Below are 20,058 nucleotides of genomic sequence, written 5' to 3'. Positions count from 1 at the left end.
GCGTAAATTTAACATATGACAATAACGCCCCTGATCCTCAACTTATCTAGGATTAGGGGTGGCGATCGCTCCATTTTGCGTCAGTAAGTTATATAGCCGAGGCTGTCACTTTATTGCATTAGAGGATGTGGACACGCAAATTCCGCTACAAATTCAATTCAAACAAAATAACAATAGTGCCACCGTCAAGGCCTTCCTAGATATCGCGTTAGCAGCAAAGGATGAAATACAGCAGAGTATGGCGATTTAAGACTCGGCTCACTTAGGACTAGTTTCACTTATCATTAACTCTGCGTTGCCTGCGGCGAACATTGTGGTCTTAGATCCCTCAAGGGCGATCACAAGGCTTATCACAAGAGTTTTGACAAGAGTGAGTAAACAGAAAAATTCAGGCTAAAAAATGCTAGCCTGAATTCAGTTTAATGCTAATTTTAGATTTCGATAACCACTTTACCTAAACCTTTGCCACTGGTTAACCTATCATGGGCTAAGCCAACTTGCTCAAGGCTGTAGTAGTTTTCGTCTAACACTGGGATTAATTTTTCAGCTTCAATAATTTTAGTCAACTCTTTAAGTATCAGACTATGCTCTGCCCGTTTGTAGTTATGCAGCATAGGAATCAGCATAAATACCACATGCAAGGATAAACCTTTAAAATGCGCTTCTGTTAAGTCCAACTCAACCATGGAAACCGTAGTGGCAACCTGCCCATTTAATGTCGCAGCTTTAAAGGAGTTCAGCATATTTTCACCGCCTACAGAATCAAAAACCACGTCAAAACCAGCGTTATCAGTGTGTTTCGCAACGTAATCCTCTACTGCTTCGGTTTTATAGTTTATTGATGTGGCACCTAATTTTTCAATTAAGTTTAATTGACGTTCACCGCCACCAGTAGAAAATACCTTAGCCCCAAAATAGTTAGCAAGTTGCAACGCTATGTGCCCTACACCACCTGAACCACCATGAACTAACACAGACTGTCCAGCTTGAACGCCTGCACGTTTAAGGCCTTCATAGGCAGTGATCCCACATAATGGAATGGCAGCTGCTTCGGTCATTGAAATATTTTTCGGTTTAGGGGCTATCAAATTTGCATCTGCAACAATATATTCCGCTAACGTACCCGGCAAATCGGCCAAACCACCTGCACAGCCATACACCTCATCTCCTACTTGGTAATCACTAACCCCTTCACCTACAGCTTCTACTGTGCCGGCGAAGTCCATTCCTAAAATGGCAGGAAGTGGTGGTGCAATGGGCAGGTCCGCTCCCATTTGGCGGAGCATAGTATCCACCGTATTGACACTAGTCGCGGCGATCTTTACCAATACATGACCAGGTTTTACATCGGGTTTAGCAACCTCAGTTACTTCGAATACGTCACTGCTACCATAGGCGTTAATAATCATTGCTTTCATTTTTGACTCCTTATTGATTTGATGGAATAAGTATATTCAACAAGATTAAAATTGATAATAAGCAATTATATTGAATGACTTTATATATTTTATTGATAATAATAGGTATTGAAGGGGGGAATGAACATGAATTTGGAACATTTAAAACTATTTGTGCGCATAGCAGCGTTAAACAATATCAGTGCTGCGGGGCATGAACTTCAATTATCGCCAGCGGTTTCCAGCAACTACATCAATAAGTTAGAGGAAACCTTAGGAACACGTTTGATCCACAGAACCACACGCAAAGTATCGTTAACAGAAGAAGGCAGAACCTTTTTGCCTCACGCAGAAAATGTACTCATGAGTGTAGAATTGGCCATGGCATCAGTGGGCGTCGGTAAAGTAACCCCGCAGGGTAGATTAAGAATCACTGCGCCGGCTTCCTTTGGCCGTATGCATTTAGTACCAGCACTTGCCAGCTTTCTTAAACAGTATCCCGATATAGATATTGATCTAAGGCTTTCCGATAGCATAGTGGATCTGGTTGAAGGCGGCTTTGACATTGCCATTAGAGACGCGGCTTTAAAAGACTCTAGCCTAATTGCCAAAAAACTGGCAACCGATAAACGGATTGTCTGTGCCTCACCCGATTACATCGCTAACAATGGCGCCCCCACTACCCCGGACGAACTGCAACAACATAGTTGCATTACTTTAGTCGGTTTAGATAGCTGGAACTTCCAAACTAAAAACACAACCCAAACCATTAAAGTGATTAGTCGTTTTACTACGGATAATGGAGAAGCAACAAGAGACGCTAGTGTAAACGGCTTGGGCATTACCGTTGCCTCTACATGGAGCGTTTATCAGCATTTAAAAGACAAATCCCTAGTACCGGTTTTATCCGATTACCCGCTGCTATCAGAGACAGATATTTGGGCGGTTTTTCCCAGCTCTCGGTTATTAGCTCCAAAAGTAAGGGTGTTTATTGATTATTTTGCGGCCTATTTTGGTGAAATACCTTACTGGGATAAATGACGATATTCACCGAACTTTCATATGTTGGTGGTATTGTTAACCCAATTGCTAGCCAAGTTAGGGGTAAATACCCCAATTAAATACAAGTGGGGATCTATGTTGTACAAACTACCTTTGTTGTTATGGTTGTGCCTATTTTGCACACAGCTGTTTGCTAAACCTATTGTTATCGCTCACCGCGGGGCGTCTGGGTATTTGCCTGAGCATACCTTAGAGGCTGCTGTTCTAGCGTTTTCCCAAGGGGCAGATTTTATCGAACAAGATTTAGTCTTGAGCAAAGATCTAATACCCGTAGTACTCCATGATATACATTTAGAAACCGTGACCAACGTCGAGCAAGTATTTCCTAAACGTCACCGGCCTGATGGTCGGTATTATGCAATGGATTTCACCTTGGCCGAATTACAAACCCTCAATGTACACGAGCGAACAACCGAACAAGGCAAACAAGTTTTCCCCCACCGTTATCAGGAGCCTCGTAATCAAGAGCGCTATCATGGACAGCGCTATCATGGACAGTCATCATTTAAGATCGTCACGTTCGAGCAACAAATTAATCTGATTCAACAACTTAACCGTCAATTCAATCGAGATGTGGGCCTGTATGTGGAAATTAAATCTCCCCTTTGGCATCAAAACAATGGCGCAGACTTAAGTCAAATCACCCTAAATATCCTACGTAAATACAATTTAGATAACATGGACAGCCATGTTTATCTGCAGTGTTTTGACTTTGCAGAAACTCAGCGTCTTAGAAATGATTTACAGGCGAAAGTAAAATTGATTCAACTCATCGGCGAAAACAGTTGGCAGGAGTCGGAATCTGATTATGATTATTTGAAAACGGCTCAAGGTCTTAAAGCCATAGCAAAAGTCGCCCAGGGTGTGGGCCCATGGATACCCCAGCTATTCAATTTTCAACAGAACAAATCCACGGATTTACTGGCCAATGCTCACCAGGCAGGTTTACTGGTGCACCCCTATACATTTCGAAAAGACGATTTACCCCAGTCTTATTCATCCGAACACATGTTAGATATTTTATTCAAAGATTTACAAGTAGATGGTGTGTTTACTGACTTCACCGATGTGGTAAAAGAGTATTTAGATAAGAAAGGAAAAAACGTTCAGGAATAAATATTGTTAGGTTTAAATGCTCGCATAGCCAATGACGCTAAGCGAGCTTTGCATTTTTAGGGTTTGGCCATGCGAATAATCACTCTGCGGTTTTTAGCACGGGACATTTTATTGGTATTGGCTGCCGCGTGACGGCGCTCACCGTGACCTGTCACCTCGATGCGGTCAGGATCAACCCCCATCTCAGTAAAATAGGCTTTAATTTCCTCTGCTCGACGAATCGATAACTGTTCGTTATTCCATCGACCACCGTAACTATCAGAATAACCATCTAACAACACCAACTCGAGATCAGTATCTTCTTTTAGATAGTCCCCAATCATCTGCAAGCGTTTTTTAGAGTATTTGGTCAAATCTGTACTATTACTGTTGTAACTTAATACCGTGTAAGCAATATCTTCAAAGGCGAAAGGTAATAAGTTGGCAACACACTCAGCAAACTCAACATAAGGTTTTGCAAAGTTACTGGCATTTAAGCCTACAGCAATACGGTCAAAGTCACTGTACCAATCTTGATAATAAAGGGTTGGCCAAAAACCTTTTTCTAATTCGGATAACATTGTCCATGCGGCTTTTTGCGGTAAATCACTGTTGTACTGTTTACGAATAGGCATTTGAGCAATTTCACGTTGCATTTGCCCTGGCATCCATTTGGGGGGCACCGAGTAGACAGACGCGACTGAATAGGTGTTAGGCAACCGTAACATCTGTAACTCAAATTCCATATTGAGCTGTTTCGAAGCCGAACTATAGAAAGCCGCTTCTCCATACCCTGGTAATTGATGACTCAAGGTACATTGCAAGCGACTTTTTTGACTGACCTGCCACTGAGAATCCTCTACCGGCGCAGCATAATGTCGCAAGCTAGCCTGGCTAGCAAAGCTAAGGGTTAAGCCCAAAAAAATCGCGCACGTTTTCATATCAAGCACAAATCCAGTAAATAGCGTTTATTCATAATAGGTATCGACATTCGAATCAAAAAGTTTAGTCCCCTATTGTGTATGGATAATAACCAACTAGCAGTAACTAATGCAAATGCTTCCAACATATTCACAACTGAACTGGTACAAGGCTTTAAACGTTGACATAATGGCAAGCTATTTTGTCGATTAATAAGGTTATTATGTCAGACCCAATTCACCTGTTGAACCAACGATTTAGAGGGTACTTCCCAGTCGTCATTGATGTCGAAACAGCTGGATTCAATGCACAAACTGATGCTTTGCTAGAATTAGCCGCAGTAACATTGAAAATGACAGCAACTGGGGACATAGAGATCGATAAAACCTTTCACTATCATGTTAACCCATTTGAAGGGGCAAACCTCGAACAAGCAGCATTAGACTTTAATGGAATCGATCCCCATTGTGCATTGCGCGGTGCCATTGATGAAACCGAAGCAATTAAAAACTTGTGTAAAGAAATACGCAAAGAGCAAAAAGCCGCAGACTGCCAACGCTCGGTAATTGTCGCCCACAATGCCTCATTCGACCAAGGGTTTGTAAATGCCGCCATTGAAAGGTGTAATATTAAACGTACCCCATTTCATCCGTTTGTGTCATTCGATACCACTAGCTTAGCAGGTTTAACCCTAGGCCAGACGGTACTTGTTAAAGCTTGTGAAGCAGCGAAGATTGACTTTGATCAACGCGAAGCCCACTCGGCACTTTACGATACAATGAAAACCGCTGAATTATTTTGTTATATGGTGAATAAATGGAAAGCCCTTGGTGGATGGCCAATGGAGTAATCCCTAGCGGCTGCGCATTTAATCTGCCTAGCAACTTACGAAAGTTATTAACCCCGCAAAACAAAAGTGAGGCCGAAGCCTCACTTAATAAAATTATTCTCTAGAGCAGAGATTATTCCCTCACTAGCATGAGTTACTCATCACTATCCGAATCAATATTATGCATTTCCAAGTTACTCAACTCAGTTTGAATCATGGATTTTTTTGCACCTTCAGAACGGGCACCGTCGACTCTTTCTAAATAAACTTGGTCAATATCACCGGTAATGTAATCACCGTCAAATACTGATGTCTCAAAGCCAGTAATGGCTGTATTCTCGGCACCTACCGCTTCGACCAGATCTTGAATATCTTGGTAAATAAGGCCATCAGCTTTAATTAACTCGCTAATTTCGTCAATATCGCGTCCATAAGCGATTAACTCGTTTGCACTTGGCATATCAATACCATATACATTTGGAAAGCGTATTTCCGGCGCAGCTGAAGCAAAATAGACTTTTTTCGCACCTGATTCACGCGCCATTTCGATAATTTGTTCTGATGTGGTACCACGAACAATTGAGTCGTCCACTAATAGGACGTTTTTATCTTTAAATTCCGATTTAATGGCGTTAAGTTTTCGACGGACGGATTTGCGTCGCAACGTTTGCCCCGGCATGATAAATGTGCGTCCGATGTAACGGTTTTTCACATAACCTTGTCGATAAGGTAGATCTAATTCAATGGCGATCTGCAAGGCTACATCAGAAGACGTTTCTGGGATGGGGATTACCACGTCTATATCTAAATCAGCCCATTCTTTAGCAATTTTCTGACCTAACTTTTTACCCATATTGACCCTTGAAGCATATACAGATATGCCATCAATAAACGAGTCGGGGCGAGCGAAGTAAACGAATTCAAAAATACAGGGGACATTTTTCGGATTTTGAGCGCATTGTTTAGTGAACAACTCACCTTCTTCGGTGACATAGATTGCTTCACCTGGTGCAACATCACGAATAAATGTAAAACCAACAGCATCCAAAGCAACACTCTCAGACGCCACCATATATTCATCACCCTGCTCGGTTTTGCGCTTACCTAAGGCAAGAGGACGTATGCCATAGGGGTCACGAAATGCGACCATACCGTTGCCGATAATCGCAGCAACCACGGCATAAGCTCCGCGGATTTTCTTATGAACATTGGCAATAGTAGTGAAAACATCGTCTGGTGTTAGGGTTAAACCAGCACACTGTTGTAACTCGTGGGCAAAGATATTCAGTAAAAGTTCTGAATCTGAGGTCGTATTAATATGACGCCTTGCGATTCGGAAAACTTCATCTTGTAAGTCATGAGCATTGGTCAAATTGCCATTGTGAGCAAACGCAATACCAAATGGCGAGTTAACGTAAAACGGTTGCGCTTCTGCAGAGCTTGAAGAGCCTGCTGTAGGGTAACGCACATGGCCAATCCCAAACTGTCCCGTTAAACGTTGCATATGGCGGTTATGGAATACATCCCGTACCAAACCATTCGCTTTTCTAAGATGGAACATCTTATCATCAACAGTCATGATCCCTGCGGCATCTTGCCCGCGATGCTGAAGCACAGTTAACGCGTCATAAAGTGCTTGATTTACTGCACTCTTTCCAACAATTCCGACAATACCACACATGCAATTTACCTACTTATTCGGCGTTAAAAAACTGGAGTTATTTTGAATAAAACTAAAAAACCACTCAATAATTGGAGTGAATTCAGGAACTAATACCGACTCGATCCACCAGGTGGACTCAGAAGCAGTGGTAAAAGTATCTAAAAAGAACAAAGCAGCGCTGACAATAAGAATGCCGCGGATTATACCAAATACGGAACCTAAGGCTCTATCGGTACCAGTCAATCCGGTAAATTGTACTAAGCGCGCAATTAAGTAATTGATCAATCCGCCTAAAATCAGCGTACTGGCAAATAAAATCGCTATAGATACACCGTTTCTGACCATTTGATCGTCAAACTTAGTCATGTAAACAGCGAGGTATTCGTAAAATTGGCTAGCAATAAAAAAGGCAGCGAACCAAATAGCTAAAGAAATGGCTTCTTTGATGAATCCCCGTACCAAACTTATAATGGTGGAGACAGCGATAACGCCAATGATGGTGAAATCTATCCAATTCATAATGACCCGGTCATATTAATTGTTGGTTCGTTAAAATCGCGCGCATTCTATCAGAGCTGGTATTTATTTCTAGTATTCATTTCACTGTGAATGGTGTAACTCGACCCTGCAACTTAGTCAATTCGCGAAGATGGGGAACCGCTTTTTGCAGTTTTTGTTTATTTAACTCAGGACCAACAAACACTTTGGTTAGCTCGCCAGTGCTAGTTTGCACCGGTCGGCTGAATGCTTGGTAACCCGCTTTACGTAACGTACTTAGTAGTTCACTAACATTTTTCTGGTGGCGAAAAACACCCAATTGAACAACCCATCCAGCTTTTGCAAGCAAACGACTATCAATTTCACTGGGGTTGTTTTGTATGCCATCTTTAATTTCTACGACGTCTTCAATTGGCCGATCAACTTCATTCGGCGGGATCTTTTTAGTTTCTGTTTTTTTAGACGTCCCAGTGTCTGCTAAATTTTGTTGTTCCACGGTGTCTACAGGTGGTGACTGATTTTCATCTATTTCAAAATCGTCATTAGCAACATCAGGTACTATTTCAACTTTTGGTGTAACTTCTTGTTTCACTTGTTCTACAGGAAAATCTTCGGTTTGTTTAACATCGAGCATTTTCGGTTGAGTGGGTATTGATTCAAATAGGTCTTGGCTAGTTTCTTTTTTACCATCAAGTAAATCTGGCAAGAATATAACAGCTAATGCAACCACTATAATGGTGCCTACCAATCGGTTTTGTAGTGCTGAAGACAAGACTTTTCCTCTTATAAATCCATTGCATCAAAAGTATTTTATTCAATCAAGATGCTTGCGTCACTTCGCTGACAGTGAAAAATGAACCGAATACAACGATTAAATCATCATTATTAGCATTTTTCGTAGCGCCATAAAGCGCATCAGAAACAGTCTCAAACTCTATCACTTTTTGGGGCTCAGTGAGCACTGTTTTTAATTGTTTACTTTTTGCGCCTCTGGGCACATCGAGTGAAGCAACATACCAATTGGCATTTAAGGATTCAAGTGGCGACAGGCTACCGGCAATATCTTTGTCTTCTAACATAGCCACAACCAGATACAGTTGGTTGTAATCTAAGCGCCTAATTCTGGTGGCTAAGAGTTGTGTTGCCTGAGGATTATGTGCCACATCTAAAATTACTTTAGGGTCATGACTTACTGTTTCAAAACGCCCAGGTAAACTAGATTTTTCTAATACTGTTTGGATCTCACCCTGATCCTGAGGTAAATATCCGAGCAAATGTAAAACTTTTAACGCGGTGGATGCATTTTGCGTTGGTATGAATGGAAACCTCAAATTAGCCAAGGTTTCTGAACTATTGAACCAACGCCAATGTGTTGCCGTTTCTGCAAATCCAAACTCTTTGCCTTGCCAATATGCCTGTGCTTGCAGTGTTTCAACTGCAGTGATAAGGGTTGTCGGAGGATCAGGCTCGCCAATGACCACGGGGATCTTGTGGCGCATAATACCGGCCTTTTCAGTCGCAATGAGCTCTCGGGTATCACCTAAATAATCTTGATGATCAAGGGCGATACTGGTTATTACCGCGATATCAGGATCGACTATATTAACCGCATCTAATCGCCCACCTAACCCCACTTCTAGCACAACAAAATCAGGTTGGTGGTTAGCAATTAAGACTAAACCCGCTAAGGTTGCAAACTCAAAGTAAGTTAACGTAACAGAGCCGCGAGCTTGCTCTACTTGCATAAAGGCATTCACATGCTCTTGTTCGCTTAACATTTGGCCATTTAGGCGCACCCGCTCTCGATAATCGACAATATGAGGTGAACTATATACGGCAACACTTTGTTGCTGCATCAGAAGCCCCATTTCGATCATACGACAGGTGGTACCTTTACCATTGGTGCCAGCGACAGTGATTACCGAACTGTTTGAAAAGTCTAAATTCAAACGGGCGTACACTTGCTCAGTGCGAGAAAGCCCCATATCAATAGATTTGCTATGGATTGCCTGTAAGTAATCTAACCAATTAGCAACAGACCAGGATAAGCTAGGCTTACCCTGGTCTGTAGAGGATGTATTATTTGGCATTAATGGGACTGAGTATGAAGCTTTTTCAATACACTATGGATTTTGTCACGCATCTGACGACGGTCAACAATCATATCGATTGCACCTTTTTCCACCAAAAATTCACTGCGTTGGAAACCTTCAGGCAAGGTTTCACGTACGGTTTGCTCAATTACCCGTGGGCCAGCAAATCCGATTAACGCTTTGGGTTCCGCAATATTAATATCACCTAACATAGCCAAACTAGCAGAAACACCACCCATAGTAGGATCGGTTAATACTGAAATATAAGGTAAACCCTTTTTACTCATGCGCGCTAAAGCAGCACTGGTTTTGGCCATTTGCATCAGTGAAAATAAAGCTTCCTGCATACGTGCGCCACCACTGGATGAATAGCACACCAACGGCATATTATGCTCTAAGCATGCTTCTACGGCTTTTACAAACCTTGCACCAACTACAGATGCCATTGAACCACCCATGAACGAAAATTCAAATGCAGCACACACTACAGGCATGCCTTTCACTTTACCTTGCACAACAACTAAAGCATCTTTTTCTTTGGTTGCTTTTTGGGCAGCAAGAAGGCGGTCTTTATAACGTTTAGAGTCTTTAAACTTTAATACATCTTGGGGTTCTAAATCGTCACCAATTTCTTTTCGATCAGCCTGATCTAAAAAAGCGTTAATTCTGGCACGAGCCGTAATACGCATGTGATGATCACATTTCGGGCACACTTCAAGTTGCTTCTCTAATTCGGTTTTATACAAAACCGCGCCACAAGATCCACATTTAGTCCAAATCCCCTCAGGCACATTGCTCTTAATAGAGGACTGGGTTCGCGGTAGTATTTTTTGTATCCAACTCATTCAATTCATCCTAATTGCAAAAACTTTCGCTATTTGTGCTGCTATTTTCGCCAAAATCATGATTAATATAGCTTTATCGTCATATTAACGACATAAAATATTTATACTGGCCATTAAAACATAGTTTAGTCTCGGGAAGAAAACAAAACTGGTCTAAGAAGTACTAATAGTTTATTTCAAAACACCTAGAACACTCAGAAAAATGCTGGCCCTAATGGGATCTCTGGAATTTCAAAATGCTCGGGATAAAGTACATCGACTAAATACAAACCATTTGGCTTAGCGGTTGCCCCAGCTTTAGCTCTATCTTTTTGCTCCAGTAAGGTTTTCATCCACTCTACGGGTTGCTCTCCGCTACCAATCACAGCAAGGCTTCCAGTAATATTTCGAACCATATGGTGCAAGAACGCATTTGCTTGCACATCAATCATAATGTATTGGCCACGTCGGGTTACCTGAATATGCTCAAGTCTGCGCACCGGTGATTTAGCTTGGCATAAGGATGCTCGGAATGCACTAAAATCATGTTCACCCACTAAACATTGGGCCGCTTCATGCATTTTTTGATGGTCCAGTTGCGTATACATATGTGTTAAGCCCCCTGCCAATATTGCTGGGCGGAAAGGGTTATTGTAAATAATGTAACGATAGCGGCGACCGACTGCTGAAAAGCGAGCATGAAAGTCAGGACTCACCTGTTTAGCCCATTTAACAGCAATATCTTTTGGAAGATTAGTATTTACTCCCAACGTCCAACTTCGTTCAGGTCGAAAGGCGGGCGTTTCAAAATGCACAACTTGACCAGTGGCATGAACCCCAGCATCTGTGCGGCCTGCACACAATACAGGCACGGGATGATTAGCAACTTTACTCAAGGCTTTTTCTAGATGTAATTGCACACTGGTAACTTGAGATTGTCGCTGCCAGCCATAATAATTACTGCCATCGTACTCAATCCCTAACGCGATTTTATTAGTTTGTTGTTGTTCCACTGACGCCCTTGTTAAAAAAGTCTGAATTCCACTAAAGGTAAAATTTGCACTACTGTGTGCTGAAAATTGCGACATTGTAAAGAAATTTACATCACTTTTCATAACATGTTTGTAAATACTAGACTGAAAGGTGTTTTTAGTTGCCAAATATGCGTCAAAATAGGTAAGAGATACTTAAGGTTTGTATTTTAACTACCGATTGCACCGACAATCAGGTCGACTTGTTCGTATAGCCTGCAAAAACTATGTCTGTTTATAAGCAAGGGGAAGGCTTGAGGGGGGGATTGTTGAGAAAGCCCCAACTAGCTCTCTCGCTAAACCGTAGTAGCTGAACTAACCCTAGCGCCTTACATCTGTTCTGACTACCACTTAAAGCGAGAACCAGGCCTTTAGTGAATATTGGCTGACGATATGATCAGGATGGAAAGCAGTCATTCGGTAATATCGCAAATAAAACACAGATAGATGATTTAATAAATATATTTGAAAAAGGAGGCAGTACCTGAGCAACAGCACTTTGTTTCGACGTCATATTAGATTTAACGGTTCTCAAACCTTCGGTTGACGAAAACTCCACCTACCAAATACGAGTCTCCTCGAAAAACTGAACCTTCCCCCTAAAAAGCCTATGTTGTTCTTCATATTTTAACAAAGCGAAATTGTCTGTTAACGGAGTCATATTTGCATCGGTCGAAAATTCTCAATTTAAGTCAGGCCATCTACCTGTAATCACATAAAAGTGATGTATTAAGGCACCAAATCGAATTGCTCGTTGAGCATCTTCAAATCCACTAGCCTTTGATTTTCCGCCACTATTGGCACAACCATTTAGTAATGTTAGAGCGACAATAAAAATCTCATCGACGTATAACGACTCAATAAGCTACTAATAATACTTGGTTATAGTTAGCCGCAACGGCCCGTATCCAAGCGACATACGTCTGTTTGATTGACTTGCTATGTCCGTTGTTCATTTGACACATACATTGTTTTTTTACCTTGGAACTCATTAAATAATTTTTCATGTGCAAGTTTGGAAAAGGTATCTGTACGAGTTGTATATTGCGTAATCCAATCGATTAGCATTTCTAAATTTGCATCCTGAGCTTCTTTGTTTGCATATTTGTGGGGTTCCCATGGACGATTTTTAGCATTTTCAATGCAAGCCGAGACTGGTAAGTTTAGAAAAACAACTTCATTTGCTTGCTCTGTTACAAGTTCTAATAAATCAGAATAACACCCCTCAATAACCCAGCCACTATTAGCTGATAAAAAATCATTGATCGACTTACTAGACTCTGAAACAGGCAACCGCTCTGGCGGTATAATAGGTTTCCATGCCACAGTATCGAGATCTAAATGAGCTAGGTTATTTTGCGACGCTAAGCCTTTTGCTAACGTTGATTTACCTGAACCTGAATTTCCGAAAATTAGCACTTTACTCAAAACTATCCCCTCAGTACATAATACCCGCATAACGGGCAGTATTACACGGGCAAAACTTAAAGCGAAGGGACAGTACCCAACGGTTACTGTCCCAGTGAACTTGCAAACGAGTAAATGCGCTTGCTATGCAATCTTTAATTACCATTTAATTTCTTGCCCAGATTCAACAACCATACCTGACGTTATAATATTGGTGATAACGTGAACTTCATTTATGGTAACAGAAAAATGTTTAGATAGTGCTTTAGCTAGACCAATCTGAAGCAATGAAATATCAGAAGTAGACCACATTGATGGAAGCGCCAAGTTAGCCATTATTTTATATTTACTTCCTAACTGCTCGCTGCTGGTAATTATATTAATAGTCATATGCTGCGGTGATATTTCCGACTCTTGAGCCCAGAGCGCAATAAGACTTCCTGCACTTTGGGAGCATTCCTGTGAGATTACGCAATTAGCTATTGGCATAGTTAAACTCCTTGGCACACTTTACTAGGCCCTTACCGCCCACAAAGGAGCTGCAATACCTAGGCTAAAATTAGGACGAAGCAACAAGAACCATAGTATTACTGTTCCAACCAGCGAAGCGAGAGCGTTAGTGGCTGTTGTTAGCCATTTACTACATGAAAGTACGACTTTGTTCCAATACCAACTTGCGCGCAAACCTTAAGTTTATGGTTGCCTAAATAATCGTATTGTTCTTCCATTTCCCAAAGCGTAATAATTTGATCTGGAAAAACATACTCAAATTCATTAAACATGTGACTTTTAGATTCATTCACAGCAATAGCATGAAACAAATTTACACCGTCTACGTCAAAAACATCAATATTTTCATATGACACTCTAAAAGCGTTATTTTGAGATTTACAATACAAATAAAATCTACTAACTCATTTACAAATTCAATTTGGCGAGAATTATCAAATAGAAGTCTATTGTTTTTCCGATGATGAGAAATATTGTACAAGTAATTCTTTTATTTGCTCTATTTCTCTCACTATCCCAAGCTTAATTATGCCAACGCCATCATTCGGCTTGAATACAAACTACATACTTCCCTTTGGCTTAACGCCAGAGTTCACAAAAAAGCCAATTAAGAAGCTATTAATAGTTGTTTTCCGGCAATAATAGGGAACCAAGTGATGGGTGATATTAACCCGATAAAATAGACACCATCCACCATTCAAGTTACTGCTAACTCGAACTCTGCAAGCGTTTTATATCCTAAGCTCCAATGCAAGCGCGGCCTATTATTGAAATAATTTAAAATCCTAGCAGTTTAGAGCGCAGACTACTGCTGGTTTTAAATTTGTTTTCTCTTATTAAATCTGCTTTTAATGAATGAAAGAATAACTCAATTTCAGCATTGTCAGTGCAACAATCTGGCCGATTCATTCTAGTTTTGATGTTGTGACAAGCTAAGTAATGCAAATAAGAACCAACTTTCAAGTAGGTGATGTCACCTGACCATTGTTGGTTGATGTCAGTCGCTTTAACGATGCCTTTGCGTTTGTCTTCTATTTGTTTATAAAAGAGCTTCACCTTAGCAGGCTTGCTGTAAGTCTTTAAAGCACTAGCTCGTAAACCGTTTTTTATCATCAAACACGCTACGCATTTTTCACCAGTTGTTCATCATCCGAAGCTGTGCGAGTGGTTAATGAGCGTTTGCGCCAAGCATAGTAACCACAGCGCGATACGTTAAGCCATTAACATAGGTATTTGACACCTAAGACTTGTCTGCTCCTTTGGGTGAATCCAAATCGCTCTGATGTACTTCCACCAGATACCGATACCACTTTTTAGTAGAGCATTTTCCTGCTCTAATGACTTGTTAAGTATTTGACCTTAGGTTTGCCACTTCGACTTCTGCATTTGCATTACGAGCTGCCGCTGCAACCTCTTTAGTTACGACAGTTTTACCGACAGGCGCAATTGAAATACCTGCAAGTTTTAAATGCTGTAATGCAAATGGAATACCTATAATAGTTATAAAACAAGCTATAGCTGAGAAGACATGCCCCAGTGCTAACCAAAAACCTGCAAAAATGAACCAAATAACATTACCTAGCATTCCCAAACCACCAGTTCCAATATCTTGGGATTGTGTTAGTTCATCACGAGCTATCGCTTCTTTACCAAAAGGAAAAAATGAAAAACCAGCCATAACAAAACAAGATCTCCCCCAAGGAATGCCTACAATACTAAGAAAAGCTAAAAGCCCAAAAAAGCACCAAGCTAATCCCATAATTATTCCACCAAAGATAAACCAAATTAAATTCCCGATTGTTCTCATTTTACGTCCTTATATCATATTAAATACTATTATTGATAAACCACTTAAACACACAACATCTTATATGTATGCCTCACAGTAACACGCATCCACTTTCACCATTGGCCGCCACAATTCTTTTACTTATATCGGTAGCTTACTTTAAATATTATGTGTTTTACCATCAGAAATTCGGCGTGTTATTGAGAACTCTCAGTAATTACAAACCCAAAACTGCACCCAAAATCATACTTAGTATAGGCTACAGAGCATTTCAAACGATTTTATAATGGTATAAATCCTATTTTTTGAAGATATACCTAAAATAATGAGGACGAAGCATAGTTCTATTCAGACTGAGAAAAGCTATCTTTTATGAATAAAGAGATTCATTGTTTTTAATTAAAAACGCCCCCCAAAGATATGGGTGAACAAGGGGTTACTGCGTTGCTCACTCATCTAGCCGTTGACAGGCATGTCATCTCATCAACACAAAACTTGACACTGTGCTCAATCGTATTTTTGTATTCAGAGGAACAAACGGTAACGATAGAGTCACGATATTACCAAACAATCTAACAATATCCCTAAGGACTCAAATTGATGCAGCTCGACAAATTCAGCAAAAGGACATCACCGAAGGGGTCGGTGAAACAAGTTTGCCTGCTGGGCTAGCAAGAAATTATCCCTTTGCGATTAAAGAGTTCAAATGGCAATATTTGTTCCCCTCAACGAACCAATGCCAGCATTCTGCTGGAACGTCCAGTCCTTTAGATAGGTAATTCTTCAGTGGACGAATATCCACTTTTCATAAAAAAGCCAGACTGAGTTGTAACTCAACCCAAATAATTCACATTGAGAAGTCTTTAAGCAAGCTTTTTCAGCAATTCTTTCGCTTCTTCTTGCTGTGTATCATCGCCATTTTGTAATACTTCTTCGAGTAGTTCTTTGGCTGACTCAATATCATCTGTTTCAATATATGCCTGTGCTAAATCCAACTTAGCGCCTATGCCGTTATCTGAATCCACATCTACCTCATCAGCCTCACCAAAACCTTCATAGGATTCAAATGCTGCTGCAAGATTTAACTCTTTATCAATATCAAGGCTTCCTTCAGCTTCGATACTCTCTTTAATTAAATCATCAACGTCTAAAAAGTCTTCTTCAGATTTTTGCTCAGTGGCAGCTTCAGATGTTGCATGCTGAGTTGATGGAGTATCCACATCGTTTAACAATGCATCAAAATCTAACCCACTATCTATGTTAGATAGTGCATCTTTATCATCTATTGAGCCGACTTCTTCGCTGTTATCTTCAGTGGCATCTATGCTATCAAGCAACTCATCAAAGCTCGTATTTTCAAGCTCATCTAAGGAGTTGGTTTCGGCGGCTTCTTCAGACGACAACCAGTCACCTAATCCTGGCAGATCATCTAATTCGACGTTTTCTGACTTTTCAGCTGATTTTTCTGCAGTATCGCTATCTTGATCAGCTAAATAATCTTCATCGAAAGCTCTCAGTGCTTCATCTAAATCGGCATCATCAAAACCATCAGAATCGTCAGTGGATAAACTATCTATATCATCGATACTGGGTATTTTTTCGTCAAAATCAGAAAGGACTTTTTCAATATCGTCTTCATGCTCGATGGGAATAATTTGCTCTAATTGCATTTCATCCAAGTCTTCGCTGGGCAGCGCTAGATTGTCACCATCTAACTCAACATCAAAGCTCGTTGCTTCTGACACAACCTCTTGTTCAAAGTCATCTAATGCTTTATCAAGATCCTCAATTTCATCACTATCTAATGATGTAGTGTCGTTTTCAGAGCGTGTCTCTGTGGGTAAATCTTTCTTAGCCTCTAAGGGATCTGCTGTATCTTGAACCTCGTCAACAGCTGGTTCTTCTGCTATGTCTTGAACCTCATCAACAGCCGGTTCTTCTGCTATGTCTTGAACCTCATCAACAGCGGGCTGTTCTGCTGTGTCTTGAGTCTCGTCAACAGCGGGCTGTTCCGCTGAGTCTTGAACCTCGTCAACAGCGGGCTGTTCCGCTGAGTCTTGAACCTCGTCAACAGTGGGCTGTTCTGCTGTGTCTTGAACCTCATCAACAGTGGGCTGTTCTGCTATGTCTTGAACCTCGTCAACAGCGGGCTGTTCCGCTGAGTCTTGAACCTCGTCAACAGTGGGCTGTTCTGCTGTGTCTTGAACCTCGTCAACAGCGGGCTGTTCCGCTGAGTCTTGAACCTCGTCAACAGTGGGCTGTTCTGCTGTGTCTTGAACCTCGTCAACAGCGGGCTCTTCTGCTGTGTCTTGAACCTCATCAACAGCGGGCTGTTCTGCTGTGTCTTGAACCTCGTCAGCAGTGGGCTGTTCTGCTGTGTCTTGAACCTCGTCAACAGCGGGCTGTTCTACTGTGTCTTGAACCTCGTCAGCAGTGGGCTGTTCTGTTGTGTCTTTAATCTCGTCAACAGTGGGCTCTTCTGATTTAGATTGTTGATCTTCGGAATCCACAGATAAAGAAGAGTCAAGGGCTGCTAATTCGTCTGTTTGTGTTTGCTTATCACTTTCAAGCTCAGCCAAGAGTTCATCCGCTGATAAAGATTCCACACTGCTATCCTCAACGCTCTGTTGATTTAGCAAATCGTCAATATCGTCAGCATCTACTTTATCGTTGTCTTCAACTTCTGAAGGCTGCTCAGCATTTTGTGTATTAATCGACGAGTCAGTACCTACATCGTCGATGGTATCGACAGGCTCATCGGCAATATCTAATTCTTCAACGCTATCATCGCTTAAATCAGCGATAACATCGTCTTCGTCAAGGTTTTCTGATAACGAATCTAATTCCTGAATTCCCATCTGGCTTTCCGTGGGATCAGGTTCTTCTATTGATTCAGTCTCTTCTTCGAGCATTCCACCCATTTGTTCCAATTGCTCTATTTCATTAAGCAATTCATCGGTAATATTATCGAGTTGGGCATTTTGCTGATGAATTTCCTTATCGATACTCTGGAGCATTTCCTCATCCATTACATCTGAATTATCAGAAATAATAGAGTCTTCATCTTCTTCTGAAAGAGGTTGCTCAAGTAATTCGTCGATACTTATTTCAGGTTTGTCGGGTTCATCATCAATAGCAGGGGGCGTGATTACCGCTGCAGGTAACTCAGTTGAAACATCTGAATCGTCAGTCGTAGGCTCACTTTTGTCAGCTTTATCTTCAGGGATATCAATATCTAAATCAGGTAATTCGCCTAATTCATCAGTTTCATCATTATCGATTTCATCTGGATTCGATTCAGACAAATCTAAATCATCTTTTTCTAATTCTTGGGAATCGTTTTGTTCTGTTAATGGGTCTAATTCAGCATCGGCATCACCTAACTCATCGCCAATGTCTGCGAGTAACTCATCTTCATCAAACAGGTTATCGAGATCATCTTCCAGACCACCGTCATCTTTTGCTGCGTCAGCTGTGGATTCTTCAATAACTGGGTCTAAACTGTCGTCATCTAAATCATCAAAGGCTTCAAAGTTTTCATCACTATTAGCATCTAATGACTCTTCTAGTTCTTCTGACAATACATCATCGAGGAGATCGTCATCTCCAAATAAATCATCATCACTATCTTCTAACTCTTCGCTTAACTCGTTGGTTAATGCATCAGCCAGATCATCCATTTCATCACTTTGCTCTAAAATAGCGGCGTGATTTTCGTCAAGTATAGCTTCGCTTTCAGCTTCAGGGCGCTTACGGCGAATTAGCCACATAGCAAATGCACCAAGCAAACTAATGGTTAACAATACAGATAAAAGGATAAGAAATAATGGATCGGTCAACCATGCAAAACCACTCTTTTCCATCTCAGCTTTGCGCTGGCTTTCTGCCTCTCGAGAGATAGATAATAATTCGTTTTGCAGTGCCAACATTTGGTCCATTTGCACTTGCAACTCTTCATCAACGCGTCCGCGTAAACTACTAATTTCAGTGTCAACGGTATCTAAACGGTCAACTAACTTACGATTTTCATTGAGCAGTGTTTGTACACTTTCGATTGACTCGGCAAATTGCTGCCGAATTGCCGTGAACTGGCGATTTTGTTCCGCATCAAGGGCACTTAGTTTTTCTTCAATGACTTGCTTGGTTTCTGTTAGATCATTTTTACTCGCTGCTTCTTGGGAAGTTTTTACGATAACTTGCTGAGTTTCACCTTTTGTGAACGCTCGCCAAGCATTATCATCTTGTTCCGCTTTCATCTGTGCAGCTTTAGGATCGATTCTAGCAACATAACGTTCTGAAGGAAGCTTCAGAATACTGCCATCAACTAAATGATTAAAATTTTGATCTTCAAAGGCGTCAGGGTTGAGTTGGTATATAGCCTGCATCACCTGATAAACAGAAAGGGTTTTGTTCTGACGGTATTTGCTGGCTATTCGCCATAGCGTATCTTCTGGAACCACTGGACCATAGGTACTGCCTGAAAGCTCAGCCGTATTACTTTTAGACCCTCTAATTTGTAATTGTTGAGCATCAATAGTGGCGCTAATAGACAAAAGTCCTACGCTGGCAAATAGTAAAAACGCTACCTGTCGCACATTCATATAATTAAGTCGTCGCCCTGTAATAATTATTATTTTTTGCTCACAAAGGTGTGACCAATTCCATAAAAATTAGTATTAAAAATCCGTCTCTAACTAATAACCGCTAACTTGCACCTATGGGTGTTAAGCTATCGTAGAGAATCATAATATGAGGAATAAGCAAAACTCATTCCATACCAATGTCTTTAATCAGTATCAATTACCACAAATATAAACCACATAACAACGATGATCTACATAGATAGAACATTAAGCATCATATAGCTGTTTTTAATCGATTAAAAACGTCAACTGGTGATTAATATATAATGTTATATTTAGTTATCGGCATAGGTGTA

17 protein-coding genes and 2 pseudogenes are annotated in these 20,058 nt (G+C 40.9%); 5 read left to right on the top strand and 14 right to left on the bottom strand.

Translation table 11 applies throughout. The annotated features are described in order from the left end of the window. Window positions 1-58: 58 nt before the first annotated feature. The gene (locus AB6T38_RS01560) at window positions 59-250 is read left to right on the top strand and encodes a hypothetical protein (RefSeq protein ID WP_372545538.1); all 192 of its coding nucleotides are present in this window, start codon (window positions 59-61) and stop codon (window positions 248-250) included. 181 nt (window positions 251-431) lie between these two features. Here AB6T38_RS01560 and AB6T38_RS01555 read toward each other — a convergent pair whose 3' ends face one another. Beyond that, window positions 432-1,418, bottom strand: a complete 987-nt coding sequence (locus AB6T38_RS01555) for a zinc-dependent alcohol dehydrogenase family protein (RefSeq protein WP_372545536.1) — start codon at window positions 1,416-1,418, stop codon at window positions 432-434. Between the two features lie 126 nt (window positions 1,419-1,544). Here AB6T38_RS01555 and AB6T38_RS01550 point away from each other — a divergent pair, with 126 nt between their 5' ends. Continuing rightward, window positions 1,545-2,438: a LysR family transcriptional regulator gene (locus AB6T38_RS01550; protein ID WP_372545534.1), complete on the top strand. Its 894-nt coding sequence runs from the start codon at window positions 1,545-1,547 to the stop codon at window positions 2,436-2,438. Between the two features lie 96 nt (window positions 2,439-2,534). Continuing rightward, window positions 2,535-3,575, top strand: coding sequence for a glycerophosphodiester phosphodiesterase (gene glpQ, locus AB6T38_RS01545; RefSeq protein WP_372546033.1), 1,041 nt, complete (start codon window positions 2,535-2,537; stop codon window positions 3,573-3,575). Between the two features lie 56 nt (window positions 3,576-3,631). On the opposite strand, the gene AB6T38_RS01540 is transcribed toward glpQ, so the two are convergent. Continuing rightward, window positions 3,632-4,495: an OmpA family protein gene (locus tag AB6T38_RS01540; protein WP_372545532.1), complete on the bottom strand. Its 864-nt coding sequence runs from the start codon at window positions 4,493-4,495 to the stop codon at window positions 3,632-3,634. A 203-nt stretch (window positions 4,496-4,698) separates the two neighbouring features. Between AB6T38_RS01540 and rnt the strand changes: the two genes are divergently transcribed. After that, window positions 4,699-5,325, top strand: a complete 627-nt coding sequence (rnt, locus tag AB6T38_RS01535) for a ribonuclease T (protein ID WP_348492746.1) — start codon at window positions 4,699-4,701, stop codon at window positions 5,323-5,325. Between the two features lie 133 nt (window positions 5,326-5,458). Here rnt and purF read toward each other — a convergent pair whose 3' ends face one another. The 11 genes and pseudogenes from purF to AB6T38_RS01480 form a co-directional block, all read right to left on the bottom strand. Further along, on the bottom strand, window positions 5,459-6,985 hold the full coding sequence (gene purF / locus AB6T38_RS01530; RefSeq protein ID WP_372545531.1) for an amidophosphoribosyltransferase: 1,527 nt from the start codon (window positions 6,983-6,985) through the stop codon (window positions 5,459-5,461). A 9-nt stretch (window positions 6,986-6,994) separates the two neighbouring features. Next, the gene (locus AB6T38_RS01525) at window positions 6,995-7,486 is read right to left on the bottom strand and encodes a CvpA family protein (protein WP_372545530.1); all 492 of its coding nucleotides are present in this window, start codon (window positions 7,484-7,486) and stop codon (window positions 6,995-6,997) included. Window positions 7,487-7,562: 76 nt separating this feature from the next. After that, complete coding sequence (locus tag AB6T38_RS01520) at window positions 7,563-8,237, bottom strand: SPOR domain-containing protein (RefSeq protein WP_372545529.1); 675 nt, start codon at window positions 8,235-8,237, stop codon at window positions 7,563-7,565. A gap of 46 nt (window positions 8,238-8,283) precedes the next feature. Then, window positions 8,284-9,555 carry a bifunctional tetrahydrofolate synthase/dihydrofolate synthase gene (gene folC, locus AB6T38_RS01515; protein ID WP_372545528.1) on the bottom strand — a complete coding sequence of 424 codons (1,272 nt, stop codon included), beginning with the start codon at window positions 9,553-9,555 and terminating at the stop codon, window positions 8,284-8,286. Further along, on the bottom strand, window positions 9,555-10,403 hold the full coding sequence (gene accD / locus AB6T38_RS01510; protein WP_372545527.1) for an acetyl-CoA carboxylase, carboxyltransferase subunit beta: 849 nt from the start codon (window positions 10,401-10,403) through the stop codon (window positions 9,555-9,557). The genes folC and accD overlap by 1 nt, the downstream gene beginning before the upstream one ends. A 194-nt stretch (window positions 10,404-10,597) precedes the next feature. Beyond that, window positions 10,598-11,395, bottom strand: a complete 798-nt coding sequence (truA, locus tag AB6T38_RS01505; RefSeq protein WP_372545525.1) for a tRNA pseudouridine(38-40) synthase TruA — start codon at window positions 11,393-11,395, stop codon at window positions 10,598-10,600. A gap of 957 nt (window positions 11,396-12,352) precedes the next feature. Beyond that, window positions 12,353-12,841, bottom strand: a complete 489-nt coding sequence (locus tag AB6T38_RS01500; protein ID WP_372545524.1) for an AAA family ATPase — start codon at window positions 12,839-12,841, stop codon at window positions 12,353-12,355. 138 nt (window positions 12,842-12,979) lie between these two features. Beyond that, entirely contained in the window at window positions 12,980-13,309 is a 330-nt protein-coding gene (locus AB6T38_RS01495; protein WP_372545523.1) for a hypothetical protein, read from the bottom strand. A gap of 140 nt (window positions 13,310-13,449) precedes the next feature. After that, a complete protein-coding gene (locus AB6T38_RS01490) occupies window positions 13,450-13,686 on the bottom strand; it encodes a hypothetical protein (protein WP_372545522.1) in 237 nt (78 codons plus the stop codon). Between the two features lie 341 nt (window positions 13,687-14,027). Further along, a pseudogene (locus tag AB6T38_RS01485) lies at window positions 14,028-14,677 on the bottom strand (IS3 family transposase); the annotation flags it as partial. Further along, window positions 14,676-15,137 (bottom strand): YccF domain-containing protein, encoded by a 462-nt coding sequence (locus tag AB6T38_RS01480; RefSeq protein ID WP_372545521.1) that lies wholly within the window; start codon window positions 15,135-15,137, stop codon window positions 14,676-14,678. The pseudogene AB6T38_RS01485 and the gene AB6T38_RS01480, both read right to left, overlap by 2 nt. Before the next feature lie 399 nt (window positions 15,138-15,536). On the opposite strand from AB6T38_RS01480, the pseudogene AB6T38_RS01475 reads away from it, so the two are divergent. Further along, window positions 15,537-15,695: pseudogene (locus tag AB6T38_RS01475) on the top strand (phage integrase N-terminal SAM-like domain-containing protein); the annotation flags it as partial. Between the two features lie 287 nt (window positions 15,696-15,982). On the opposite strand, the gene AB6T38_RS01470 reads toward AB6T38_RS01475, so the two are convergent. After that, the gene (locus AB6T38_RS01470; protein WP_372545520.1) at window positions 15,983-19,720 is read right to left on the bottom strand and encodes a FimV/HubP family polar landmark protein; all 3,738 of its coding nucleotides are present in this window, start codon (window positions 19,718-19,720) and stop codon (window positions 15,983-15,985) included. Window positions 19,721-20,058: the final 338 nt, after the last annotated feature.

It is taken from the genome of Aliiglaciecola sp. SL4 (assembly GCF_041538045.1).
In the GTDB taxonomy this organism is placed as follows: Bacteria; Pseudomonadota; Gammaproteobacteria; order Enterobacterales; family Alteromonadaceae; genus Aliiglaciecola.
The sequence above is the reverse complement of the archived record's forward strand: the minus strand, read 5'-3'. Positions and strand labels throughout refer to the sequence as shown.